Below are 25634 nucleotides of genomic sequence, written 5' to 3' on the forward strand. Positions count from 1 at the left end.
GCGCGGTCCTAAACGGGCCCAGAGTTCAGAATGGCAACCAGGCGGCGTATGCCATCGAACACCTTGTCGTCGTCCGGCACGAAGCCATCGAGGTTCAATCGCTGCAGCACTTCCCGGGCTGCAGGGCGGTCTTTCATACCGACCAACGCGCGCTGGATACGAAGAAACGATTCGTCGTCAAGCGAGCGGCGCGCGACAATCGGCGGAAAACCGTACTGCGGAGAGCGCCACGCCACCCGTACGTCACGGGTGCGTTCCGGGTACTGCTTCTCGATGGTGTCGTAGACATACCCATCAATCTCACCCGCATCCGCAAGTCCGGTCGTCACGGCGTCAACGACTTTTCTGTGCGCATACGTGAAGAAGGACTTCTTGAAGAAGCGGGTCGGCCGGATGCCCGCACGTATCAGCTCAGTGGTCGGGACCAAAAAGCCGGAATTCGATTGCGGGTCGCTGAATGCGAACACGCGGTTTCGAAGCTGCGTGATATGGGTCGTCTGCGTATCGCTCTTGGGGACAATCAGATATGAACGATAAAGCGGCTTGCCCTGATAGTCCGGTATCGCCATCAAGCGCATCGTTTGTGAGTTGGTGACGTATGGAAACCCGCATACCCACGCCACATCAAGCCGATTCTCGGCGAGAAGGTCATCAATCTCACGATAGCTATTGCGCTGCACAAACCTCACATCAGAGTTGCATACCTCACCAAGTTCGCGGCTCCAACGGTCGAGCAGGCTGATTTCGTTATCGAGAAACACGGCAGTCGTGCCGAACGCAACCGTCGGGCCTTCGCCAGCAGTTGCAAGCTTGAAGGACGAGAGCAGTGGAAGGCCTAGCGCGAAGCGTAGGACCTGCCGCCGCCGGATGTTACGAATTGGTGACATAACGGCTCACTCCCCATCACGAACCGTTACCGGACGGTAATGGCGTCCATCAGGTCTGCTGAATTCAAATCGTGTTGGCGCAAGCCTTCCGGCGGACGTCGGACCGCATGGCATACCTCTTGCCGTTAGCTCGATGCTAACCACTACACGAGCAAGATTCAAGCGAGGAGGAGACCATGTCCGAACTCAAAATCCGGCGTCGCACATTCCTGAAATTGGGCGGCGGCTCGATTGCCGCAACCGCCGCTTCTGCCCTGGTACCCAACGTGGCCTCGGGCGCAAACCCTGTGGATACCAGCAAGACGAAGCTCCCTTACCCGAAAAAGGCCGTCGGGCAGGCGGGACGCATGACGGTCAACGCTCCGGTCACGTTTGCCTATCCTGATGCGGCGTCACCGTGCACAGCTCTCAAGCTCGGGAGCCGTGTACCAGGCGGCGTCGGACCCGACGGGGACATCGTCGCCTATAGCACCATGTGTACGCACATGGGCTGCCCCGTCATCTACGAGCCGACGACGAAGGTTTTCAAGTGCCCCTGCCACTTCAGTATGTTCGATGCTGAGAAAGCCGGCCAGATGATTGTCGGGCAGGCCACCGAAAATCTGCCCCGCGTGCGTCTTCACTATGACGAGAAGACGGGCACCGTGTCAGCAGTCGGCATGGAAGGTTTGATATACGGCCGTCAGGCCAATGTGCTTTGAGTTCGAGGAGCTGAAAATGCCTACCGATAAGGACCGCATTGCGCTACCGCCGGTCACGGCCCAGCGAACCAACATGACCTGCCATTTCTGCATTGTTGGATGCGGGTACCACGTGTACAAATGGCCGGAAGACCAGGAAGGTGGTCGCGCGCCGAACCAGAATGCGCTCGGTGTTGATTTTCGCAAACAGGTGCCGCCACTCTCGCTCATCATGACGCCTGCCATGGAAAACGTGGTCACCGACCGCGATGGCTCGCGCCACACCATCATGATTGTTCCGGACAAGAGCTGCGTCGTGAACAGTGGCTTGAGTTCGACACGCGGCGGCAAGATGGCGATGTACATGTACGCGGCGGACGGAATCACCCAGGAACGGCTGAGACAACCGCGCATCTATCTAAGCGACCAGTGGGTGGATACGACCTGGGACCAGGCGATGGCGCTATATGCCGGCCTGATGAAGAAGGTGCTCGACAAGGATGGCCCGAGCGGTATTGTCTTTTCTGCCTTCGACCACGGTGGTGCGGGAGGCGGATTCGAAAACACATGGGGTTCCGGCAAGCTGATGTTTACGGCGCTGCAGACCCCGATGGTCCGCATCCACAACCGCCCCGCGTACAACTCGGAGTGTCACGCGACTCGCGAGATGGGTATCGGCGAGCTGAACAATTCGTACGAGGATGCCGAACTGGCCGATGTCATCTGGTCCATCGGCGCGAACTCGTATGAAACGCAGACAAACTATTTCCTCAATCACTGGGTACCGAACCTGCAGGGCGGGACCCTCGACAAGAAAAAACAACGCTTCCCGGGCGAAGCATTCCCGAAGACAAAGGTCGTCTTCGTGGACCCGCGACGTACGCCGACGATTGCAATCGCCGAGCAGGTGGCCGGGAAGGACAACGTACTGCATCTGGACATCCAGCCGGGCACGGACATCGCCCTGTTCAATGGGCTCTTCACCTACGTGGTCCAGCAGGGGTGGATTGACAAGGATTTCATCGCCGCCCACACGAACGGGTTCGATGCAGCTGTGCAGGCCAACAAGCTGTCACTTGATGAGTGCAGCAAAATCACGGGCGTTCCTGTTGAAAAAATCAAGACCGCAGCGGAATGGTCGTATAAGCCGAAGGGGCCGGGGCAGCTTCCGAGAACGATGCATACCTACGAAAAGGGCATCATCTGGGGCAACGACAATTATCTGATTCAGTCGTCGCTACTGGACGTTGCTGTGGCCACGCACAATGTCGGACGGCGAGGCACGGGCTGCGTGCGAATGGGCGGACACCAGGAGGGATACACGAGGCCGCCATATCCGGGTAACTCAAAGATATACATCGACCAGGAACTCATCAACGGCAAGGGACGGATGATGACGTGGTGGGCGTGCAACAACTTCCAGACGAGCAACAACGCGCAGCAACTGCGCGAGGTGGTCTTGCGTCGCTCGCAAATCGTCAAGGATGCGATGCAGGGTGCACGCGGTGCGAGCACGGAGCAGTTGGTCGACGTGATTTACGACGCGACCAGTAAGGGTGGTCTGTTCGTGACGAACATCAACATCTACCCGACGAAGCTGGAGGAAGCAGCGCACCTCATGCTGCCCGCAACGCACCCCGGCGAGATGAATCTGACCTCGATGAACGGCGAGCGTCGCATGCGTCTGTCGGAACGATTCATGGACCCGCCCGGAAGCGCGATGCCGGACTGTCTCATCGCCGCGCGCGTCGCCAACACGTTGCGCGCCATGTATCAGAAAGACGGCAACACGAAGATGGCCGCGCGGTTTGACGGTTTCGACTGGAAGACCGAAGAGGACGCTTTCAACGATGGGTTCCGTCGTGCCGGGCAACCGGGTGTAGAAAAGATAGATAGCCAGGGCGGCAACACCGGAAACCTGGTTACCTATGAGCGGCTACGCGTCATGGCCAACAACGGCGTGCAGTTGCCAGCGAAGGCGTGGGAAGGAGGCAAGCTGGTCGGCACAGAAATGATGTACATGGATGGCAAATTCGATACGCCGGACGGCAAGGCCCAGTTCAAGCCCTCGCCGTGGCCCGGTCTGCCGAAGACAGTCGCCGACCAGAAGGGGAAATACCGCTTCTGGATTAACAACGGCCGCACAAACGAAGTATGGCAAACGGTGTACCACGACCAGTACAACGAATTCGTCCGCGCCCGGGACCCGATGGCCTATATCGAAATCAACCCCGCCGACGCGCAGGAACTCGGAATTGGCGCCGGCGACATCGTCGAGGTCTTCAATGACTTCGGGTCAACGTACGCGATGGCGTACCCAGTCGCGGAACAGAAGCATGACCAGACCTTCATGGTGTTCGGCCACATCAATGGCATCCAGGATAACGTCACGACTACATGGACGGACCGCAACATCATTCCGTACTACAAGGGCACGTGGGCGAACATCCGGCGGGTTGGTTCAGTGGAGGATTACAGGCAAACGGTCAGCTTCAAGAGTCGCCGTTATACATAGGTGACGACGGCCGGCGCATTGCCGGCCGTATTCTCTCTTCCTGAGCCGGCGACTATCCGCACGTAGGAGTGGAGCTGCGATGAAGGCATTCACCTTGGCGCGCGTCATCCCCTTGGTGCCAATCGACGTCGACGACGCGGCCGAACATACCCTCCGCGCGCCGGCGGTCGGGCCGATTGAGTTACCGCTTCGGGACACGCGTCTGCGGCCATTGCGAGACCTGCGTATCTCAGTCACGGACCGCTGCAATTTCCGTTGTGTCTACTGCATGCCGAAGGAGGTATTTGGCAAGGACTATGCGTTCCTGCCTCGTCGCGAATTGCTCAGCTTCGAGGAGATTGAGCGCATTGCCCGCGTGTTCGTTGGGCTCGGTGTTGAAAAGATTCGACTTACGGGTGGAGAGCCGCTGTTGCGGAAAGACCTTGAATATCTTGTCAAGCTATTGGCCAGGTTGCGGACACCTCACGGCGAGGATGTCGAATTGACGCTGACGACCAATGGTTCCCTGCTCGGTCGTAAAGCGCAGTCTCTGCTGGATGCGGGACTGAAACGCATCACAGTCAGTCTCGACTCGATAGACGAGGCTGTGTTTCAGAGGATGAATGGTGTCGGCTTTCCTGCCGCGCGGGTGCTGGAGGGAATTGACGCAGCACTGCGCGTCGGCCTCGCTCCGGTCAAAGTCAACATGGTGGTCAAGCGCGGCGTGAACGACACGCAGATTCTGCCAATGGCACGCCACTTCCGGGGAACTGGCGTGGAAGTCCGTTTCATCGAGTTCATAGATGTGGGTGCGAGCAACGGGTGGAACATGAAGTCGGTAGTGCCGTCGTCCGAGATTGTCCGTAGGGTTGATGCGGTATTTCCGTTGGTACCAACGGGGCGGGAAAAGCCGTCAGACACATCGGTTCGATTTCGCTACGCCGATGACCAAGGAAAAATCGGCGTCATCTCGAGCGTCTCGCAGCCTTTCTGCGGCGACTGCACCCGGCTACGGTTGTCTGCGGACGGCCAACTCTTCACCTGTCTGTTCGCCTCTCGCGGTCTGGACATCCGCAAACCATTGCGGAACGGGTGCACCGATGGTGCGTTATGCCAACTGGTTGCTGACCTGTGGACGCGGAGGGCTGACCGCTATTCAGAGCAACGTGATGAAAGCAGCATCGCGCTTGACCAGTCCAAAGTCGAAATGTCGTTCATCGGCGGTTGATGACATTCCTACGGCCGTTCTTTGTCCATTGGGAATGACGGCACCGCCTCACCGTCCGGTCGCCGCTTCAGGTTTTACTTCGCGGGACGCCCGTGTTCGTCGATAACAACCTCTCCGTCCTCTTTCGTGAACGGCACATTCTGGGCCTCCGGCAGGATGTCCAGGACGACCTCGGACGGACGGCACAACCGGACGCCATGCGGAGTCTCCACGAATGGGCGATTGATGAGTATTGGGTGCTCTAACATTGCATCCAGAAGCTTGTCGTCGCCAAGCAAGGGGTCATCCAGGCCAAGTTCCGCGTAAGGCGTACCCTTCTGTCGCAATGTTTCGCGCACGCTGAGGCCGGACCTGGCGATAAGCTCCACCAGTCGTTCACGTGTCGGTGGTGTCTTCAGGTATTCAATGATGGTCGGTTCGATACCGGCATTGCGAATCATGGCCAGCGTGTTCCGCGAGGTGCCGCATTCCGGGTTGTGGTAAATCGTGACGTTCATGGTGCCTAGTCCTCAATAGAAATTAAATATTGGCCAATCTGTGTTGCCGTCGACCTGGCAGAGCGCATCACGCCGATGAGTGTCGCGGATGCGAAGCCGCACCATTCGCCGTATCCGACCAGCCATAGCCTCGGCTCCAGCACCGCGCGACCTTCGAGTACTTCGACGCGGCTAGCGTCGTTAAGGACATGCAGAGGCCGCAGATGTTCGAGTGCCGGGCGGAATCCGGTGCACCAGATAACGGCGTCGACACGCGCGTGGGAGCCGTCTTTCCATACGACGCCGTCGACCGTGAAATGCGAGAACGGTCGCACAGAATGCAGCACTCCCCGTTCACGAGCGTCGCGCACGGGCGGCACCATCACAATGTCGCCTAGGCCCGTAGGCGCGGGGTCCGCGCGACCTTCCGCACGGGCTTTCCACCGTTCAGTTGCACGTTCGAAAAGCACGCGTCCGTCAACATCATCCGGCAATAAAGTGGGCTCTTCCAACGTAACCCATGTTGTATGACAGACCTGCGACAGTTCGGCGAGTATCTGCGCACCTGAGTTTCCACCACCTACAATGAGTACATCCTTTCCATGGAATACCTCGGGTTTTCTATAGTGAGCTGAATGCAGCTGCTCGCCTTCGAAGCAGGCTTGTCCCGGATAGTCCGGGATATATGGGCGCGCCCATGTTCCGGTGGCACTGACTACGGTCTTTGCAAGCCACTCGCCGCGGTCCGTTGAAACAAGCAGCCCGCCTTCGCGGCGCGACACCGACGTCACGTCCACAGGACGACGGACCGGAATTTCGTAGCGCTTCTCGTATTCTGTGAGATAGCGGATGACATGGTCTCGCGACGGATATTGCTCCAATGTAGCGGGCATCAACCATCCGGGCAGTGAACTCCACTGTGCCGGCGAAAAGAGGTGAAGCGAGTCCCAGGTATGCTGCCACGCTCCGCCCGAAGCCGACTGGTCATCGAGCACGACGTAGTCGATACCGGCGCGGCGCAGGAAATAGGCGACTGCCAGCGACGATTGACCGCCGCCGACAAGGACCACATCGATTGGAATAGGCGCTGACGCGTTGCTGATGGACATATCGAATGAGGTAGATGATACTTCGATAATACTGGATGTGTCGTGTTCGATGTGAGTCTGCGAGGTGTGTATTGACTTCTGACCTGTCGAAGATTACCAGCGGCCTCGGGCCGTCCGCCGCACGTCTGCAGCTATTGATAGAACGGGCGCTAGAGCTTTATGCCGGTGTGGCTGCCATGCCATGCGCCAACCAGCGCGATGCGCTGCAGGAGTTCGCGGAGTTATTGCCTCAGATGGCGCGGGCCTCACGCGAAACAGCGGATGGAATTGAGGCATGCGGCGGTCGCTGCCGGTGATACTCCGCACGTTTCTATTTCGCAAGGGCGAGCAGCATTTCCAGAGCGCGTTGGCGAAAATCGGACCGTTCTCTATCTACGCACCGTTGCTGACGCTGGTGCTGCTATTTGGATTCCAGGGCGAGCAAATCATCGCGCAACCGCTGGTCATTCTGCTTCTGGCGGTGTCCATCCTGATTCAGGTGGTCGTCAATTCGTCGCTTGCCTACCTGGCCAACCGGAAGCTCGGCGTGTCTCACGATGTCGCAGCACCGTCATGTTTGATTGGGGCATCCAACTTCTTTGAGTTGGCGGTTGCGACGGCGATTAGCCTCTTCGGTCTTAAATCGGGAGCAGCACTGGCAACCGTGGTTGGTGTTCTTATGGAAGTACCGGTGATGCTGGCCGTTGTAAAAGTGGTCAACGCCTCGCGACGTTGGTACGAACAGGAAGCGTGACAGCCCAGTAGCCTTCACGCCGGAATTCCGCCAGTTGAAATCGATGCGGCATATGTTGAACGGCCTCGTGCTCGTGTGAGCACGGTTCGATGACTGTCGGCGCAGGCTGTCCGCTTCGGGCCGCTTTAACGGTCAATGTCCGCGGGCCAACTCTTCTAGCCCTTGCAGACCTACGGGCGGGCGCGACTGCCACGGCAACAACACAGCCCGCTTTGTATCCTGCTTCACCACACGCTCGATAAATGGCACCTCGTAGCGCCCTCGCTCGGCGAGTGCCGGGTCGTGGGTGCCGCTTGCCAGCAGACTTTGGTCAATGACCCACGCATACGGTTCAATCTGGGCCCGGCGCAGGTCGGCTTGCAGTCGCTCCGCCTCATGAACAGGTGTCGCCTCGGCGAGCGTCACGATAAGTACGTGCGTGAAACCGGAGTCGCGCAGACGTGGCAGAAGCTGGCGAACCGCTTCTGGCATATCACCCTGGTTGCGCATGACTTCGCGATGGTAGGCCTCAGCTGAGTCCATCAGCAGGATGGTGTGTCCAGTAGGGGCCGTGTCGAGTATCACGAACGAGTCCCGGGCCTCATCCACCGTTCGCGCAAATGCGCGAAAAACTGCTATCTCCTCGGTGCACGGCGACCGTAGGTCTTCCTCGAGCATCGCCTTCCCCTGGGCATCGAGGTGAGCACCGGCCTTGGCGAGAACTTCATCACGGTAGCGGTTGACCTCCAGGTCCGGGTCGATGCGACTCACACTTAGACCCGGCAGCGACTCCTGAAGAGTCCACGCCACATGTGCGGCCGGGTCAGTGGTCGAAAGCAGGACTGCGTGTCCGCGCTGCGCCAGTTCAAGTGCTATCGCCGCAGCCACCGTCGTCTTGCCAACCCCACCTTTGCCCATCGTCATGACAAGGCCGTGTCCCGCCTTCTCAAGGTCGTCAATGAGCGGCAAAAGGCCGCCAGGCAACTTCATGCCCAACGGGGCATCTATCCTGGGCGCGGCAATCTGCTCCGGGTGCAAATACGCATTTAACGCGGTCAGCCCAACCAATCCCTTGGGAATGAAGCCCGTTTCGCTTCGCGCAAGTGCTGCGAGTCCCGGCGGCATTGCCCTTATGGCTACAGCCTGTTGTTCTTCCATCGCGCAGGCAATGTCATCGTCAGAAGAAACAGCCTTGAAAACACCATTGACAGCGAGCACAAGGTTTCGGACCCCGAGGTCGGCCAGTTCGATACGGGTTCGCTCCGCCTCACGGAATGCCGATGCCTCCGGTCGGGTCACCAGGACCACAGTAGTGCGGTCCGGGTTGGTTAGTTCGGCAACGGCCGCTGCATACAGTTGCCTGTTTTGCTCGAGGCCTGCCAGAGGCCCGAGGCACGAATTGCCGGTTGTGTTTGTCGACAGAAAGTTGCTCCAGGCCGACGGCAGCGTCAGCAAGCGCAACGTGTGCCCCGTGGGTGCGGTGTCAAAAATGATGTGGTCATACGCCTTCGCGGTGACACTACCGCCCAGCAGGTCGGCAAAGGCGTCGAACGCCGCTATCTCGACGGTGCAGCCACCGGAAAACTGTTCCTCCATGCTGCGAATGGCCGCATCGGGTAACACGCCTCGATAAGGGCTGACCATACGCTCGCGGTAGGCCGCAGCAGCGAGTTCCGGGTCGATGTTCAGCGCGTGGAGGTTTGGAACCTGGCCAATTGGCGTCGGCCGCCCGGAAAGTTGAGTCTCGAGCACCTCATCGAGATTGGATGCCGGGTCGGTGCTGACGAGCAGCACGGTCTTACCCTTTTCAGCCAACTGCAGCGCCGTTGCGCAGGCGAGCGACGTCTTACCGACGCCGCCCTTGCCGGTGAAAAAGAGATGGCGAGTTGTAACGGCAGGAAGGGTCATATCGGTGCGCCGGTTAACATTCGCCGGGCTTGCAACTGCAGGCCCCCGCTTTGATGTGCGGCTTGTCGGCAGTGGGAACCTTGAGCCCCAGTTTCTGAATCAGTTGGGCACGTGACGGATATACGCTGCGTATTCCGGCGAACGTGATCAGTGATTTCGGTTGATCGTGATCAGTTATTCCGGAGGATAGTGATCACTCGTTTCGGTCGAAGTTGATCGCTGATCACGGGTTTCCGAAACGGGTGATCATCTTGCCGAAATCGGTGATCACGTTGCCGGAATGAGTGATCACCGGACCGAAATGGGTGATCATTCTCCCGAAACGCGATGGCGGTTTCGGTCTGGCGGTGGTGTTGCGCATGTCGTCAACGACAGGCGTTAGCCTTGTCCCTTTTCATGGGAGACGGGCCGATGCCGGCACCTCGGATGAGCATGCGTAAATTGAAGGAAGTTCTACGGTTGAAGTGGACGAGCGGCCTGTCGCACCGCCAGATCAGCCGGGCCATCGGCATCAGTGTCGGTGCCATCTCTGCTTACGCCGCTCGGGCGAGTGTGGCAGGCTTGGACTGGGCCGCTGTCGAGCCACTGTCAGAGGACGAGCTCGAAGCCAAGCTGAATCTGTCGGCTGAGCCAACCACCTCAGCTCAACGAATCGAGCTCAATTACGCCGCCATGCATCGAGAGCTGCGCCGCAAGAGCGTGACGTTGCAACTGCTGTGGGAAGAATACGTCGCGGCCCACCCGGGCCAGCGTACCTACCGCTACACCCAGTTCTGCCAGCGTTACCGGGACTGGGCCAAGACGCTCAAGCGCTCGATGCGCCAGCAGCACCAGGCCGGTGAGAAGCTGTTCGCCGACTTTGCCGGGCAAACCGTGCCGATTCTCGCTCGCGAGGGTGGCGTCGCGTTTGACGCACACATCTTCGTGGCCGTACTCGGCGCTTCAAACTACACCTACGCCTGCGCCACCCGCTCGGAGGCGACGCCCGACTGGATCGGCGGCATGATCGGGGCAATGGAGTTTTACGGCGGCGTGCCGCAGTTGCTGGTGCCGGACAACCCGAAGGCGTTGGTTACGAAAGCCGACCGTTTCGAGCCTATCCTGGGGCGCACCGCCGAGGACTTCGTGCACCACTACGACACCGCGATGCTGCCGGCGCGCCCAGGCAAGCCAAAGGATAAGTCCAAGGTTGAAGTCGGCGTGCAGATCGTCGAGCGCTGGATCCTGGCGCGTCTGCGCAATCACCGCTTTTTCCATCTGGCCGAGCTCAACAAGGAGATCGCCAGACTTATCGCCGATCTGAATCAGCGTCCCTTCAAAAAGCTCGAGGGCAATCGTCGGCAATGGTTTGAGCGCCTGGACCTGCCTGCGCTGCGTCCGCTGCCCGTCCAGCGCTACCAGATCGCGGCCTTCAGCAAATGCCGCGTCAATATCGATTATCACGTCGAGATCGAGCACCACTATTACAGCGTGCCCCACAAGCTCGTTCGTCAGGAGGTTGAAGCCCGCGTCACTCGCCATGGCGTCGAGATTCTTCACGGCGGCAAACGTGTCGCGGCCCACGCCCGCAGTCGCCTCAAAGGCAAGCACACAACGGTAGCCGAGCACATGCCGGCCGCCCACCGCGCGCATATGGAATGGACGCCGGGGCGCCTACTGAACTGGGGGGCAGCGATCGGACCCAGTGTACGGGCGATCGTCGAACACCAGTTGACCAATCGGCCTCATCCCGAGATGGGCTATCGAACTTGCCTGGGGCTGCTCTCGCTTGCCCGCAAGTATGGCAAAGAGCGGCTCGAGGCGGCGTGCCAGCGGGCGCTTGTCATCGGCTCGCCCACTCGTCAATCCGTGCTCTCGATCCTCACGTCCGGTGCCGACCGCCAACCTGTACCTTCGATTCGAATCGCCGAATGGCATTCCCCCGAGCATGAGAATGTGCGCGGCCCAGATTACTACCATTGATTTACCACTGACCCAAGGAGGTCATCGATGTTGATGCAGCAAACCGTTTCCCAACTGAAAGCCCTCAAGCTCGACGGCATGGCCCGTGCCTTTGAGGAGCAGGCAGGCCTCACGGCGAGTTCGAGTTTATCGTTTGAAGAGCGCTTTGGCATCGTGGTCGAGCGTGAACTCGCCTGGCGCGATACCCGGCGCCTCGAGCGCCTGCTGAAAACCGCCAAACTGAAGAACCCGCAGGCCTGCATTGAAGACATCGAATACCGCCAAAGCCGTGGACTCGAGCGTAACGTCGTCGCCACGCTCGCCGGCGGCGACTGGATCCGCAACGCGCAGAACATCATTCTGACAGGCCCCACTGGGGCCGGCAAAACGTGGATAGCCTGTGCATTTGGGCAGCAGGCCTGCCGGCAAGGATTCTCGGTGCTTTACGTGCGCGTGGCCCGCCTATTCGAAGAACTTAAAATTGCCCACGGCGACGGCAGTTTCACGCGTCGGCTCGCGCAACTGGCCAAGATCGACGTCCTGATGCTCGACGACTGGGGCCTGCAAGACCTCGATCAGGGCGCGCGCAATGACCTGCTTGAAGTCCTGGACGATCGCGTCGGCACGCGCTCCACGATCATCACCAGCCAGTTGCCGCTCGAACACTGGCATGCCTGGCTGCAAGACCCGACGCTGGCCGATGCGATCCTCGACCGGCTCGTTCATCAGGCCCACAAGCTGCCGCTCAAAGGCGAATCGATGCGAAAGACCAACGCCAAGCAGTCCTCCGCATCCTGATTGTGATCACCTTCGCTATAATTCCTTAACCGCGCAACACCACCCTCCAGACTGATCACGTTCGCCGAAACAGCTGATCACCATCACCGAAATACGCAGCGAGGCCCTTGCCCATGCGCGGTGCGAGCTTGATTCGGCTGTTGGCAAGCGTCTTCTCGTCGCTCTTGACCACCTTGCCCGTGACGATGCCCGAGCAAGCCGGGATGCCGAAGAAATCCGTATCGCCCGTGAACCTTGGGTCGATCACCGGCTGCTGCGCTAGGTCGTATTGCTTGGCCGTGACGCGCTTGAGCGCTTGCTTGCGGCTCAGGCTGCCTCCAACGACCATTTCCACCGCGATCTTGATCGCGGCCTTGGCGCTGCGCTAGGCGTTGCGGGTCTAGAGGATATAGAGCTTGCCAGCCTGAACCGTGAACCCGACGTCCTGCTCGTTTGTTAATCAGGGCCTGTCCAATCGATCGGATAGAGAGTCAGTCAAGCACGGTCCTTGGGTACACCCGTTCGGCCAAATCTTGCGCTTCGTCGAGATCCAGCGCCTCGGCGTCACCGTTGTACATCATGCCGATCAGCGTGTTGTCTTCCACCCACTGGCCGGTGTTGGGGTTGAGGTAGGCCAGCCCGCCATCGTCTTGAAGACGCATCAGGCTATCGCCGTCGTCGAACGCGTAATAGAAAGTCATGGTTTGCTCCACTCCATGCCGATGACGCCTTGCGGCACCATCACTCGGCTCTGGTTAGCTTGCATCGCGGCGCGCAACTCGGCCTGACGATCCTTGCTCGTGCCCGCCGCCCGATATTCCTCATTTAGGGGGTGGTCGCCATAGTCCCCTTTTGGTTATCACGACAGTGGGGGCCATTTTTAGCGCATCAAAAATTACTTCAATCGCCCGTATGAACTGCTTTTCGCAGTTCCATTTCCTTGCCCCCTCTTGACCGCAGCGCAGACATACACCTACGCTGCTCGCTTGGAGCACTCGCTAGCAAGAGGTAACGCATGGATAGCCGAGTATTCGGATACGCACGGCACATTATTACCGTTCTTGCCGTGCAGCAACGTGACAAGCGATTTCATCCGAGCATAAGTATCACTCGATGCGGCGACCGACTTGCAATACACCGATCCGACATTCGCTCCGTAGTATTTGCCAGTCAGTCGGACGCCCTTGTTCATGGAGCTGATTTCGCAATGCGGTGGGTTGATCTGGCGGAGCAGGCCTGCTAGGCGATCATTTGTGAGCCTCGACAGCCGATTTGAAAGCCGCCTGAACGGCCTTAGAAGCGCACGCGGTGCCATCCGGGATGGAGCGTTGCTGCCGCCTTCCTCACTACAATAAATATTAGGGAACGCCCGAGGCGGAAAGTGGCCAGCCGATCACGCTTTTCTGTGTTTGATTGCCCACCAGTCTCTAAAATTTGTGAACTACGGCAACGGCGGGTTATGCCAGAAGCAAGTCTCGCATGTGCGTACCCGATTCACATACACCGCAATATGCGGACGAAATTGGCGGTCATCACTGTCCTGCTTTATCAATCACAACCACGTAGATGAGACGCCTCATGATTTTTTCATCGAACATCAATTCGGACACGATTCAGGCCTACCTGGAAACACATTACTGTGTCGAAGGCGTTTTGCCGATGACCTTGCGGGTTGGTGTGCAAAACTCCTCATTGCTCATACTTCATGAGGCTGCACATGTTGAGTCGAGTGCCTTCATTACTGCCTGCAACCCGTTCAGCCACGCCTGTGAACATGGAGCCAATGCTCTGCGCCAGAAGGATTTGGCCTGTGAGCTAACTCAGGTCGGTTTGAGGTTCATTGGTGGCATCGGGCAGCATCCATCAAACAAGTGGCCCGGGGAGCCTAGTTTTCTGGTGCTGGGGGTTTCGCTAGAAGCTGCGAAGGACCTCGGCGAACGCTACGAGCAAAACGCGATCGTCTGGGCGGGAGACGATGCTGTGCCGCAGTTGGTGCTGTTGCGATAACCGATGCTCCCTCCCCGAGAATTTTCGATCTAATTTAGCCATGCAAATCGTTGCGGTACTAGACTTTGAAACGACAGGCCTTTCGCCGGCGCAGGGTGACCGGGCCACTGAAATTGCGGTCGTGCTTTTGCGTGAGGGTCAAATCGTCGATCGCTACCAGAGCTTAATGAATGCCGGAAGACGCATACCGTCCGATGTCGCAAATCTGACGGGCATCACGAACGACATGATTTCATCGGCGCCCACGGCGTCGAAGGTCATGCGTGAAGCGGCGAAGTTCGTCGGCAAACATCCAGTCGTAGCTCATAACGCCGGCTTCGACAGACGGTTTTGGCAGGCGGAGCTTGCGCTAATCGGGGAAGCGTCAGATCAGTCCTTCGCCTGCACGATGTTGGCGTCGAGGCGGATCTACCCGCACGCGCAAAGTCACCGGTTATCCAGCCTGGCGGAGATGCTGCAATTACCGAAAACCGGTCGTGCCCACCGAGCTATGGTTGATGCGGAAATGACGTGTCATCTCTGGTACCGACTGAAAAGCGATATTGCACAGACTTACGGCGTGGGTCGAGTCGATCACGCACTCATCTCACGTGTGCAGGTTACCAGCAAGCAAAAGGTTCCAGTGTTGTTGCGTTCGCTGGCTGGTGGGGCCTAGCATCCATTGGGATGTGATTTCGCAGGGGCACGAGTAGGGGCGGATGGTTGAAAGCGCTGAAGAAAATAGAGCATGATCACGCATTCGGTTTCGCTTACCGAATGCCCGGGCCGAAAAATTCTGCAAAGAAAATTTTTTAGCATAGTGGGGGGGACGGCGGCAACCGCCGCATGTCGTGCGACGGTGAATCGAGGATCGCACGGGCAGGAGGAGTGCGACCCGGTTTCAGATCGGGCGCTCCGAGGCGCCAACGCCGAGTGTCCGGGCGGCGGCTCGAATGTCCGTAAGGTTCAGAAAGGGCCGATCCTCGTCTTCCCAACAGTCAAGAAACCGGACCGCGCTCAGGTTGATAGCCTCGGCAACGAGCGCCTCCGCGTCGGCAATTGGCCGTCCGGCCAGCAACTGTGCCGCCAGCTCTTCTGTGCCGCCCTCCATCGCAAAGTCCAGCCGTATCTGTTTGTCAGCCAGTGTGGACTTAACCCATGCGAGCATGTCGTCCGCCTCGGGCACGTCAAAACGTACCTGCATCGCGAAGCGCCCGCCACGCAATACGGCCGGGTCGAGCACGTCCGGATGATTGGTGGCTGCAATGTAGACGACATCCGGTATCCGTCCGCCGGTGCCATCCACCGTGGCCAGTATCCGATTGGTGAGGGCTGAGACGTTCGATCCACGTCTATTAGCAAGAATTGAGTCGGCCTCGTCGATAAACACGATTGCCGGGCGCTGGTCGTTTGCCTTGCGCACGAGTTTTTCCCACTCATCGGGACGGGAAATCAGGTCGGTGCCGGTGGTCGACAGGAACAGCCAGTCTGACGCCTTTGCAAGCGACATCGCTGCCATGGTTTTGCCGGTGCCGGGCGGGCCGTAAAACAGGATCCCTCGCGGCAGGGTGCCACCGAGCTGGGTGAAGTCGTAGATGTTGCGAAGCCGGTCGCCGAGACTCGTCAACATCCCACGGGAGGCTTTAGGCATGACAATGTCCTCAAGCCTAACCACATGCTGTGGAAGCGCGCTGCGCTGCCCCTGGATGATGCGCATAGCCCGAGTGACGAGCTCGAAGGTGATGGGGCCATCGAATTCGTCGTCGCGCTTCATGTCGCGCAGTTGCGGTCCGAGGGCCGCCAGTCGTGCGGCGCTGAAACCGTCCCAGCGGCGCGCAAGGTCATTGACGATGGCAGTATCGATCGCTTCTCTTCCGAGGCACCGTACGATGTTTGCCCAGATCAGGTTTCGGCGGGCCTCGAAGTCCGGAGCAGGTACTTCGATGTGGAAGTCAAAGCGCCCGGAGCGGATCGCGGCACGGTCGAGCTGTTCAATGTAGTTGGTCGCTACGACCAGCACAACCCGGGCATCGCGCAGATCCACAATTTCCCTGAGCAAGGTATTGACCACGTCCCGATCCATCGAGTGGCTCATGCCGGAGCCGTCGCGGGGCTTGAGGAACGAGTCGACCTCGTCGATAAAGAGTACGCAGGGCGCATAGCGACGCGCAGTACGAAAGAGGCCGCGAAGCCTCTCAGGCGTCTCGTTGATCCACTTCGAGGCCATGTCGCCGAAAGCGACCGGCAGGAGCGGTATTCCCAACTCGCCGGCCAGTGCCTCGGCGAACATCGTCTTTCCGTTGCCAGGTTCGCCAAAGAGCAGGATGCCGTTGCGCGGCTCGCCATCCAGACCGGCCAGGATGTCCTGCCCGGCACGCAGCAGGCGGCGTTTGGTGTCGGCCATCCCGGCGAGGTGTTTGAACGAACCCCGGGCGCGACGGACGAGGTCGCTGCAATCGTGGGGGATCGCATCTGTCTTGATGCGCGCTGGAGTTTCCGGGCGCTCAACGGGGCGGAGTGCCGGTGACGGGCTCATCGGTACGGCAGGGGGTGTCGAGGAAGCAAGTGATGCCGACGCAACAGCGGTTGTAGCCGGAGCCTCTAGCGCGGGTAAGGCTACTGGTGCGACTTCAGGAGAAGCGTGAACCGTTGCCCCTGCTACACAACGGGAGCGGGTGATTTTGTGACGCATGGGAATCCACGCGCGGGAGCCTTCAACGAAGAGCTTGGACTTACGGCCGGGAAACGGCTTCTGAATGGCGGAGTGTCGCATGTTGACCTCGAGAGTGTGTAGACCGGACGGCTCCGATCCGTTCTGATGCCGCGGTTCGTTGCGGAAGTCGGAATCAGGTTCTCACGATGTTTGGCAGATGCAAGGCAATGCCGGGACGGGTTTCAAACGGATTTTTTGCACAAATCGTCGGCAAGGCCAAGTGAATCGCGGTCTCGGTAAGGCGTCGGAAAGGGCGCTCAAACGGGCATGCGCCACGTAAGGCGGGTGCCACCACATGAGGCATTGCCTTCTGCCGCTCAAAATGCCGATGACCCGACGACGCCTGCTTGCCATGCTTTGCGCAATCCCATCCCAGTACGGAGCTGGGCGGCGGATGGCCCACGACAAGGCACAACGGCGGCGACGGTTCGACGGATTGGCGTCACTGACCATAGCTGGCATTCATTGATGTCTGCTACGGGGCAGTGCGGTTAAGTGCCAGCATTTTGCCAGCATACTGGCTGAGAGCCTTGGCCAATAAGGATTGTGCGGGGGTTCGAGTCCTCCTCCGGACTCGAATCCCCGCAATCTGCGGGCAATCCCCCGTCCCCATCTGCTCCCCAAAACGCCGCAACTATATTGATTGCAAAGGGAAAGCGTTTCCCCTTCCTCGCACCAACTCCCCGTTTTGGCATCGGTTACGTAGGTCTCACTTCTTCCCGGAAAATCTCGCAAACGCTCGCTGAATAAGGCGGAGCGGGGGCTGGGAGTCCTCGCTCGTATCAGGCGTGAATAGCTCGATCTGGCATCGTCGACAGCTTGATGCCCAGCGCATGCATGACGCGCAGTATCGTGGAGAAACGCGGCTGTGCGTTTGGGGCGAGTGCCTTGTAGAGACTCTCTCTGCCGAGCCCTGCCGCGGTTGCGACTTGCGTCATGCCTTTCGCTTTGGCAACGTCTGCAATCGCGGACAGAAAGATCGCCGGGTCATTTTCTTCGAGCGCGGCGTTGAGGTATTCGGCGATCATTTCGTCGCTGTCCAAATACTCGGAAGCATCAAAGCGTGTGATGTCGGCTTTACTCATTTCGATCACTCCTTCGTGGTGGTTTCCCACAGTGCCCTGGCCCGCGCGATATCGCCTGGCTGAGTCGAGTTATTCCCTCCGCACAAAAGCAGGTAAGTGATCTCACCCGCTTGCCCGTAATACACGCGGTATCCCGGACCAAAGTCGATTCTCATTTCCCAAAGCCCAGCCCCAAGCGATTTCGAATCGCCAAAGTTGCCGAACTCTGCGCGCTTAAATCCCGATGCAAGACCAGAAGCTTAGAAAGTGCCAACGCCGCTGAGGTTACTGGCGAGCAAATGGTAGCGGGTCTGGTGCCCGCTTCGCCTCCCCTGCCACGTCCACCGCCCACCTCGGGGAGCTCAGGCGATGACCGGCTGCTCCGCGGCAGCCTGCTCGCGCATGCGACGAGCTTCGTCGCGCAGGAACTGCTGGTAATCGTCCAGATCGCCGTCGAAGGGCTCGACGCCGCCCTTGGTGACCAGCCAGAACTCATCACACACGGCGCGCAGGAGCGCCCGGTCGTGACTGACCAGCATCACCGTACCCTCGAATTCGTTGAGCGCCACGGCGAGCGCTTCGCGTGTGGCCAAGTCGAGGTGGTTGGTCGGCTCGTCCAGCAGCAGCAGGTTGGGGCGCTGCCACACGATCATGCACAACACAAGCCGCGCTTTTTCACCGCCGCTCATCGTGCTGACCACCTGATGGACCATGTCACCACTGAAGTTGAAGGTGCCGAGGAAGGTCCGAAGCGATTGTTCTGTGCCACTCTGGCCCGGGGCGCGCATGTGCGTCGGTGTGTCCCTGGCAAGGCGAATCATGTGTTCCATCGGCGTGTCGAGCGGACGCAGCACGTCGAGTTCCTGCTGTGCGAAGTAGCCGATGTTCAGGCCCTTGCCTTCGCTGATCTCTCCGTCAATCGGCGCCAGCGCGTGCGCCACCGTCTTCACCAATGTGGACTTGCCTTGGCCATTGGCGCCAAGAATCCCGATGCGCTGCCCCGCCAGCACCGAACGGTTGATGCCCCGCACGATGACCGTGGGCGGCGTGCCCGGCAGCGCGCCGGTCGGCGCGGGGTAGCCAAAGCTTGCGTCCAGCATCGACAACAGCGGGTTCGGGACGTTGAGAGGTTCCTTGAACTCGAAGTTGAACTCGGCATCGGCAAGCACCGGTGCGATCTTCTCCATCCGTTCGAGCGCCTTGACCCGGCTCTGCGCCTGTTTCGCCTTCGAGGCCTGAGCCTTGAAACGGTCGATGAATTTCTGTAGGTGGGCCATCTTCTCCACCTGCTTGGCCATCGCGGCCTGCTGCAACACGAGCTGCTCAGCGCGCATGTCTTCGAACTTGCTGTAGTTGCCGCCATAACGCACCAGCTTGGCGTTGTCGACGTGCACCGTCACCTGCGTCACTGCATCGAGGAATTCGCGGTCGTGGCTGATCACGACAAGGGTTCCCTGATAGCGCTTGAGCCACGCTTCCAGCCAGACCAGCGCGTCGAGGTCGAGGTGATTGGTCGGCTCGTCGAGCAGCAGAAGGTCGGATGGGCACATGAGCGCGCGCGCCAACTGCAGTCGCATGCGCCAGCCGCCGGAGAAACTGCTGACCGGCTGGCTAAGCTGCGCCGCACTGAAGCCCAGACCCAGGATCAGCGCTTGGGCACGTGCGGAGGCATCGTGCGCCCCGGCGTCGTGCAGGCTCATGTAGGCGTGCGCCATGCGCATGCCGTCGTCGCTGGCCTCGGCGGCGGCCACTTCTGCCTGCGCGGCCAGCAGCACGGTGTCACCCTCGACAACGAAGTCGGTCGCGCCCTGCTCGGTCTCCGGCATCTCCTGCGCGACCTGGCCCATCTTCCACGTAGTGGGAATCGAGAACTCCCCGCTGTCTTCATGCAGCGTGCCGTTGAGAAGACCGAAGAAGGAGGACTTGCCGGCACCATTGCGGCCAACGAGGCCAATTTTTTCGCCGGGGGCGAAGGTGACGGACGCGCGGTCGAGTACGACATTGGCGCCGCGGCGCAGCGTGAGATTACGGACGGAAATCATAAGGGGCTACTTCAGGGAGGACTGGCATGATAGCCGACCGGACGTGCAGGGCGTCGATTTTCTGATCCGCTTGCGCTTTGCTTAGCGAGCGAAATAGTGGGGAATGACAGCGCTTGGCCAAACCCGGAAGGTCGTCATCAGAATCTCCCAGGCATTTAAGAGGGCTCCATTCGCTCAAGTGTTTAGGTCCCGTCAAATCCCGAGGTGGTTCGCGTTCGACGCCCCTCGCGTCGCAACAACGCAGCTTCCGCGCGGCATTTGAGGGCTGCCCGGGTCTTGCTGGGGGAAGTCCAGCCAGCACCGCCAAGTGACGCCCCGGATACCCTGCCAAGCATCGGAAATCTGCGTTTGTGCTATTCTTGAACTATTCATGAATTATTTAATTTGCCGCGAAATGGGGGGCATATGGCTGATGAGCTGCTTCGTGTGGACGAGATGCGTCGTCTGCTGCGGCATGAGCCACGGACGGCGCAAGACATCATGTCGGCGTTGTCCATCAGCCAACCGACGCTATCGCGAACGATTCGGGGAGCCTCCGAAGTATTCACGAGCTTCAGGGTTTCCGGTGAAAGAACGCCAAAGTATGGCCTGTTAAGGCAGCTTCCAGGGGGGCTCAATCCGCGACAAACGGTATATCGCGTGTTGACCGACGGGGCGATCGAGCCGTTTGCTGGCGTCGAGTTCTTCAGTGGTGGCACCACCCTGGAAGTCTCCGGTCACGCAAACACGCTGTACGACGGTTTGCCGCCATACATGGCGTTTGTTTCCCCCTCGGGATTTCTCGGTAGAGAAGTCGCTCGGACGGCGGCGCTGGAAATGCACTTTCCAGAGAGCCTTAGAGACTGGCGCGACGAACATCGCATCGCCTACCTTTTTATGCGAGGACTGAACCTGCCCGGGAATCTGGTGTACGGGGACACGTCCTTGCAGAAGGAGATGGAGTTTCGTCAGCTTCTGCCAATCCCGTCCGAGCAAAAAACAGAGCAGTACGACGGCATGGCCAACCAGCTCAAAGACGCCGCGTTTGGGTCGAGTGCTGGCGGAGAACAGCCAAAGTTTCTCGCACTCACCGAAGACGCAGGGCATGTGATCGTTAAGTTTGCCAGGCGGGGGAGTCGCATGGCCGACCTCCTTTCGTTGGAGCAACTGGCGTCGCAATCGCTTCGCGTCGCCTCGGTGCCGGCCGCGGAGTCGACGATCATCGCTTCGGATGATTATGTTTTTCTGGAGGTGCGGCGCTTTGATCGTGTGGGGCGCCATGGTCGTATCGGGATGCTGTCCGCAGGGGCCGTCGACGACGAGTATTTCGGGAAGCGCGACACATGGTCGGAATTTGCGGCGCGCTGCGAGCAGGCGCGATACCTCTCCGAGAACGATGCATCGACGATTCACGTCATGGCAGCGTTCAGCGAACTTATCGGGAACGGAGATAGGCACTTCGAGAATATTTCAGTGCTTTTGGACGAGCGCGGGAGGTTCGATCGCGTGGCCCCGGCGTATGACATTCTGCCAATGCGTTATGCGTCATTGGGGGGAGGCGTGGATCCCGATCTTTTGCCGATCACCCCGAAAGTCGGCACTATCGGCGCAAGGCCGTTCGTGTGGGGCAGGGCGATCGAGGCAGCCAACGCATTTTGGGCAAGTGTTGCGCAAAGCGATTCCCCGTTGATTTCTCGCGAGTTCAAAGCGCTTGCGCTAATCAATCTGCAGGTGGCGCAGGACTTCATCGCGCCATTGGTGCCTGGCGGGCGCAATGCCAACAGGTAACGTCGCTTTGAATCCCCTAGGGGAAAGGGGACAGTTACGTGTCAGATTCTCGTTGCCACCGCGCGATTCATGTATCGCCACTTGCGGCCGCGGGCGACAACCGGGCACAGGTCTGGTAATATACGTTTCATAGCCATTTCGTATATAAAGGTCCCCAACATGGGTATCGTCAAGATATCGGAGCAAATGCACGCGGCGTTGCGAAACACCAGCGGCGCGCTCAGCCGCTCGATCAACGCGCAAGCCGAGCACTGGCTGCGCGTCGGCATGCTCGCCGAACTCAATCCCACGCTGAGCTACGGCGACATCTGCCGCAAGCTCATCGAATCCGATGGCGTCCAGACCGGTGAGGTCGAGGTCGCCGCTTCCCCAACATCCGGTGCCCCCGTCACCGTATTCAACAAGGTGGCGTAATGGTGCGCGAACGCGTTGTCATCCGATCCCAAGAAGAAATTGCGCTGTCGCGTCGCGCAGGCGACATGGCCGCGCAGGTGCTTGCGATGATTGCCGAGCACGTCAAGCCCGGCGTCACGACCGATGCGCTCGACCGCCTCTGTCATGATTTCATCGTGGACGAACTGAAGGCGATTCCCGCCAATATCGGCTATCACGGCTATCCGAAGACCGTGTGTGCGTCAGTGAATCACGTCGTCTGTCACGGCATTCCCGGTGAAAAGACGCTGCATGACGGCGATATCGTGAACATCGACGTCGCCCTCATCAAGGACGGCTGGTTCGGCGACACGAGCCGCATGTATTACGCCGGCAAGCCGAGCATTCTTGCCAAGCGTCTGGTCGATACGACCTTCGAGGCGATGCTCGCAGGCATCCGGGCCGTGCGTCCGGGTGCAACGCTGGGTGACGTCGGCTACGCGATCCAGACGGTGGCGCATCGCGAAGGCTTCAGCATCGTGCGCGACTATTGTGGGCACGGCATCGGCACGACCTATCACGACGATCCCCAAGTGCTGCACTACGGGCGTCCGGGTACGGGGCTTACGCTGCGCCCCGGGATGATCTTCACCATCGAACCGATGGTCAATGCCGGCAAGCCGGACACGAAGCAACTGGCGGATGGCTGGACAGTCGTGACGCGCGACCGTTCGTTGTCTGCCCAGTGGGAGCACATGGTGGCCGTGACGGAGACTGGTTTCGAGGTGCTCACGCAATGGCCCGACGGCCTTGGCGAGTACGCTCGCTTCGGCACGCTCGACGGCAGCGCGGCAACCGCCAACGCCGCCTGACAACGGATGGCAGCGGCTGGGGCGCGCTGTGCGCGCCTCAGACGTCGTCCGGTGCGTCGTCGAGCGTCAGCAGTTGATTGGCGAAGCGACGGTACAGCCATGCGGCGCTCCCCGTGGAGACCGCGATCCATGCCACCGACATCACCGTTTGAAGCACTAGCGTGCCGAGCGCTACCGACTTGGCGGCCGGCGCGACGCGCAGCAATGCGGTGAACAGGGCCGTCGCGACAATGCCCGCAATCATCAACGGCAACACCGTCCCTATCGTTGTGCCGAACATCGTCCAGAAGTGCCCGCACGAATCCTGCCAAGCGGCGCGCCAGCGCTTGCTGCGTCCCGCGCCAATCTGCGCAAAGATCAGCGATACGCGCGTCAGCACGTAGAGCACCGTACAAATCAACAGCACGCAAAACGTGGCAAGCCCGGCATACGAATTGCCGTGTCCCGTCGCCCGCAGCGCCAGCATCGCACCGACGCCGACGATCAGCCAAACCGTAGCGAAGCCGACGAAGACCTGGGTCGATGTCCAGAGATAGCGCCAGAGATCGCGCCCATACCACCGGCCTTGCCGTGCGGCGTCGGGGCCGAGAATCGTGTAGCGAAAGACATGGATGACGAGCACGGAGAACGCGACCACGTTCACGAAAAAGACGCCGAACGACATGAGCGCAATGCGCAGACGGTAGAGGGCGGGTTCGCCGACTTGCGATGCGGTCCGTGCGAGCTGATCGAGCGAAACGCTAAGTCCAGACGTCACGAGGAACACGACGGCAATCGCCAGGCATAGCCATGGCCGTTGGCGCAACGCGTTGAAGCCGTCGCGCCATGCCCCCTTGAAACATTGTTTGAACGTGATCGGTTCCATGCTCTCCCTTGAGCGAATTTCGCTTCGTTAAACGAAGCACTGCGGCGTCGGTACGTCACGCTGCCGCCATTCTTGCAGATCGGCTCAGGACTGACAATTGCACGCAGGGAGGAGGGGGCCGGCGGCGCCAGCACCACGACGGGCGTCGGATCGGGGTGGGGCGGAGGAAGCTACGCCTGCGCTGCTTGATGCGCATCGCAGGCGTTTGATGCTCAGTGCTCAGTGCTCAGTGCTCAGTGCTCAGTACCTGGCGCCTGGCGTTTCACGCGGCCATGACCTTGCGAAGCACTTCGGCGTGCGTGACAACGCCCACGAGCCGGGCGGCTTCGTCGAGCACGGGCAAGGTGCCGTGACGTTGCGTCATCAGCAGCGGCACCAACTCCGAGAGCGGCATGCCGGCCGTAGCCGACGGTGGCTGCGCTTGCATGACGTCGCGAACCGCCGGGCGCTGCCCCGTGCCGATAGACATGCCAAAGCGCGGCCAATGCTGACGGCGCGCACGGCGCGTGTGAAGGTCGTGGCGCGTGATCAATCCAATGACGCGGGCGTCGCCGTCGACGACCGGCAGGGCCTCCAGCCCGTGGCGCTGCAACAGACGCCACGCCGCCGGCGCTTCGTCGTGCGCCTGAACCTTCGCCAGCGGCGGCGTCATGACATCGGCACAGGTCAACTCGCGGGCGCGGCGCGCATAGGCCTCGCGCTGGGTGTCGCGGAGCAGGCTGGCGAGATCGTCAGCGGAAATGTCGAGCAGTTCGCTGCGGCGAGCCAGCGCCTTCTCGGCGTCGGCCGTCGTGACCGGTATGGCGGACGCGTTGACCGGACGCACCGTGGCCTGCGCACGCATGGCGTGCGGGTAACGATGGCCGGTGAGCGCGTGATAGCCGATGGCCGCGCTGAGCAGGACCACCGACTGGACGGCAATCGGCTCGAGGACGAAACCGTATCCAAGGGCGTGGACAGCCGGGCCGCCGAGCACGGCGGTCAATGCCACGGCACCCGACGGCGGGTGCACACCGCGCAGCGTAAACATCAACGCGATAGACACGCCGACCGCCGTGGCCGCCGCGGCGATCGGCGACGGAATGTATATTGCGCACGTCACCCCGACGATGGCGGCGACCAGATTGCCGCCGAGTATCGACCAGGGCTGGGCCAGAGGACTGGCCGGCACCCCGAAGAGCAACACGGCGGACGCGCCCATCGGCGCAACGAGCCAGGGGATATACGTCGCGGGGCCGAGCATCCACAGCATCAGGCCGCCGGTCAGTGCAATCCCGCACAGCGCACCAAAGCCCGCGCGAAGCCGTTCGCGCCAGTGAACGGCCACCACGGCAGGCAGGAAACCTGCCAGCCAATCCCTCACGTCGCGTCGTGTCATTGCCATGTCGTCCCGCTCCACCATCTGCACCCGTTTAGGGCGGCGTGTTGATATTTTGTGCATGATATATCGTATATCGATGGATTGGGAGAGTATGAGCGCGAGATTTTAATGCTGCGCCGCAGCGAAATCTCGGACAGGAACCGGTTGACACTGAAGCGGCGCACCAAAATCAGGAAAACGAGACGCGAAAGGCGTGAACCTTGCCGGCAGGGGAAGCGGGGGCACTTTCCGGCGGATGGGCAGACGCGAGACGTGTGCGTTCATCCGGTGTGCGCCCGTAAAAAAAGCCCGGGCATGCCGAACGTCGATTGACGCAGGGCAGGCACCGGGCAAGCAGGGACGCAGGGAAGAAACTTTGAC

General features: G+C 60.1%; 22 protein-coding genes and 2 pseudogenes. 11 read left to right on the forward strand and 13 right to left on the reverse strand.

Annotation, left to right across the window (positions count from 1 at the left end; translation table 11 throughout):
- Positions 1-8 precede the first annotated feature (8 nt).
- A complete protein-coding gene (locus tag PCE31106_RS07485) occupies positions 9-887 on the reverse strand; it encodes a substrate-binding domain-containing protein (RefSeq protein WP_150562899.1) in 879 nt (292 codons plus the stop codon).
- Between the two features lie 176 nt (positions 888-1063).
- Between PCE31106_RS07485 and PCE31106_RS07490 the strand changes: the two genes are divergently transcribed.
- The 3 genes from PCE31106_RS07490 to moaA all read left to right on the forward strand — a co-directional run bounded on the left by PCE31106_RS07490 (position 1064) and on the right by moaA (position 5289).
- Positions 1064-1588 (forward strand): arsenate reductase (azurin) small subunit, encoded by a 525-nt coding sequence (locus PCE31106_RS07490; protein WP_150562900.1) that lies wholly within the window; start codon positions 1064-1066, stop codon positions 1586-1588.
- Between the two features lie 16 nt (positions 1589-1604).
- The gene (locus tag PCE31106_RS07495; RefSeq protein ID WP_150562901.1) at positions 1605-4082 is read left to right on the forward strand and encodes an arsenate reductase (azurin) large subunit; all 2478 of its coding nucleotides are present in this window, start codon (positions 1605-1607) and stop codon (positions 4080-4082) included.
- Between the two features lie 79 nt (positions 4083-4161).
- A complete protein-coding gene (gene moaA, locus PCE31106_RS07500; protein ID WP_150562902.1) occupies positions 4162-5289 on the forward strand; it encodes a GTP 3',8-cyclase MoaA in 1128 nt (375 codons plus the stop codon).
- A gap of 74 nt (positions 5290-5363) precedes the next feature.
- Here moaA and arsC read toward each other — a convergent pair whose 3' ends face one another.
- Together arsC and PCE31106_RS07510 are read right to left on the reverse strand one after the other, a co-directional pair.
- Positions 5364-5786 (reverse strand): arsenate reductase (glutaredoxin), encoded by a 423-nt coding sequence (gene arsC / locus PCE31106_RS07505; RefSeq protein ID WP_150562903.1) that lies wholly within the window; start codon positions 5784-5786, stop codon positions 5364-5366.
- Positions 5787-5791: 5 nt separating this feature from the next.
- Positions 5792-6874: an ArsO family NAD(P)H-dependent flavin-containing monooxygenase gene (locus PCE31106_RS07510; protein WP_150562904.1), complete on the reverse strand. Its 1083-nt coding sequence runs from the start codon at positions 6872-6874 to the stop codon at positions 5792-5794.
- A 295-nt stretch (positions 6875-7169) separates the two neighbouring features.
- On the opposite strand from PCE31106_RS07510, the pseudogene PCE31106_RS07515 reads away from it, so the two are divergent.
- Positions 7170-7607: pseudogene (locus tag PCE31106_RS07515) on the forward strand (arsenic resistance protein); the annotation flags it as partial.
- A gap of 132 nt (positions 7608-7739) precedes the next feature.
- Here the strand turns inward: PCE31106_RS07515 and arsA are convergent.
- Together arsA and PCE31106_RS23965 are read right to left on the reverse strand one after the other, a co-directional pair.
- Positions 7740-9494, reverse strand: a complete 1755-nt coding sequence (gene arsA / locus PCE31106_RS07520; RefSeq protein ID WP_150562905.1) for an arsenical pump-driving ATPase — start codon at positions 9492-9494, stop codon at positions 7740-7742.
- A 223-nt stretch (positions 9495-9717) separates the two neighbouring features.
- Entirely contained in the window at positions 9718-9855 is a 138-nt protein-coding gene (locus PCE31106_RS23965) for a hypothetical protein (RefSeq protein ID WP_174975024.1), read from the reverse strand.
- 50 nt (positions 9856-9905) lie between these two features.
- Here PCE31106_RS23965 and istA point away from each other — a divergent pair, with 50 nt between their 5' ends.
- On the forward strand, positions 9906-11456 hold the full coding sequence (istA, locus tag PCE31106_RS07530; protein WP_150563000.1) for an IS21 family transposase: 1551 nt from the start codon (positions 9906-9908) through the stop codon (positions 11454-11456).
- A 27-nt stretch (positions 11457-11483) separates the two neighbouring features.
- On the forward strand, positions 11484-12233 hold the full coding sequence (istB, locus tag PCE31106_RS07535) for an IS21-like element helper ATPase IstB (protein WP_150562906.1): 750 nt from the start codon (positions 11484-11486) through the stop codon (positions 12231-12233).
- Between the two features lie 55 nt (positions 12234-12288).
- Here istB and PCE31106_RS07540 read toward each other — a convergent pair whose 3' ends face one another.
- Together PCE31106_RS07540 and PCE31106_RS07545 are read right to left on the reverse strand one after the other, a co-directional pair.
- Positions 12289-12567: a hypothetical protein gene (locus tag PCE31106_RS07540; RefSeq protein WP_150562907.1), complete on the reverse strand. Its 279-nt coding sequence runs from the start codon at positions 12565-12567 to the stop codon at positions 12289-12291.
- Between the two features lie 136 nt (positions 12568-12703).
- Positions 12704-12913 (reverse strand): hypothetical protein, encoded by a 210-nt coding sequence (locus PCE31106_RS07545; protein ID WP_150562908.1) that lies wholly within the window; start codon positions 12911-12913, stop codon positions 12704-12706.
- Positions 12914-13790: 877 nt separating this feature from the next.
- Here PCE31106_RS07545 and PCE31106_RS07550 point away from each other — a divergent pair.
- Positions 13791-14219, forward strand: coding sequence for a DUF3293 domain-containing protein (locus PCE31106_RS07550; protein ID WP_150562909.1), 429 nt, complete (start codon positions 13791-13793; stop codon positions 14217-14219).
- 40 nt (positions 14220-14259) lie between these two features.
- Positions 14260-14874: a 3'-5' exonuclease gene (locus PCE31106_RS07555; RefSeq protein ID WP_150562910.1), complete on the forward strand. Its 615-nt coding sequence runs from the start codon at positions 14260-14262 to the stop codon at positions 14872-14874.
- 225 nt (positions 14875-15099) lie between these two features.
- Here the strand turns inward: PCE31106_RS07555 and PCE31106_RS07560 are convergent, their stop codons facing one another.
- The 4 genes and pseudogenes from PCE31106_RS07560 to PCE31106_RS07575 all read right to left on the reverse strand — a co-directional run bounded on the left by PCE31106_RS07560 (position 15100) and on the right by PCE31106_RS07575 (position 20017).
- The gene (locus tag PCE31106_RS07560) at positions 15100-16734 is read right to left on the reverse strand and encodes an AAA family ATPase (RefSeq protein ID WP_174975026.1); all 1635 of its coding nucleotides are present in this window, start codon (positions 16732-16734) and stop codon (positions 15100-15102) included.
- A 959-nt stretch (positions 16735-17693) separates the two neighbouring features.
- Complete coding sequence (locus PCE31106_RS07565) at positions 17694-17996, reverse strand: addiction module antidote protein (protein WP_150562912.1); 303 nt, start codon at positions 17994-17996, stop codon at positions 17694-17696.
- A gap of 5 nt (positions 17997-18001) precedes the next feature.
- Positions 18002-18202: pseudogene (locus PCE31106_RS07570) on the reverse strand (type II toxin-antitoxin system RelE/ParE family toxin); the annotation flags it as partial.
- Positions 18203-18337: 135 nt separating this feature from the next.
- A complete protein-coding gene (locus tag PCE31106_RS07575) occupies positions 18338-20017 on the reverse strand; it encodes an ABC-F family ATP-binding cassette domain-containing protein (RefSeq protein WP_017234090.1) in 1680 nt (559 codons plus the stop codon).
- A gap of 405 nt (positions 20018-20422) precedes the next feature.
- Between PCE31106_RS07575 and PCE31106_RS07580 the strand changes: the two genes are divergently transcribed.
- From PCE31106_RS07580 to map, 3 genes are all read left to right on the forward strand, one after another.
- Positions 20423-21784, forward strand: coding sequence for a HipA domain-containing protein (locus PCE31106_RS07580; protein WP_150562914.1), 1362 nt, complete (start codon positions 20423-20425; stop codon positions 21782-21784).
- 159 nt (positions 21785-21943) lie between these two features.
- Positions 21944-22198, forward strand: coding sequence for a ParD-like family protein (locus PCE31106_RS07585; RefSeq protein ID WP_026131976.1), 255 nt, complete (start codon positions 21944-21946; stop codon positions 22196-22198).
- Complete coding sequence (map, locus tag PCE31106_RS07590) at positions 22198-23028, forward strand: type I methionyl aminopeptidase (RefSeq protein WP_017234093.1); 831 nt, start codon at positions 22198-22200, stop codon at positions 23026-23028. Before PCE31106_RS07585 ends, map begins: the two co-directional genes overlap by 1 nt.
- A 37-nt stretch (positions 23029-23065) precedes the next feature.
- Here the strand turns inward: map and PCE31106_RS07595 are convergent, their stop codons facing one another.
- Positions 23066-23893, reverse strand: coding sequence for a hypothetical protein (locus tag PCE31106_RS07595; protein ID WP_150562915.1), 828 nt, complete (start codon positions 23891-23893; stop codon positions 23066-23068).
- A 262-nt stretch (positions 23894-24155) separates the two neighbouring features.
- Positions 24156-25271 carry an HPP family protein gene (locus tag PCE31106_RS07600; protein ID WP_174975044.1) on the reverse strand — a complete coding sequence of 372 codons (1116 nt, stop codon included), beginning with the start codon at positions 25269-25271 and terminating at the stop codon, positions 24156-24158.
- Positions 25272-25634 lie beyond the last annotated feature (363 nt).

This window comes from Pandoraea cepalis, from assembly GCF_902459665.1.
GTDB classification, from domain to species: domain Bacteria; phylum Pseudomonadota; class Gammaproteobacteria; order Burkholderiales; family Burkholderiaceae; genus Pandoraea; species Pandoraea cepalis.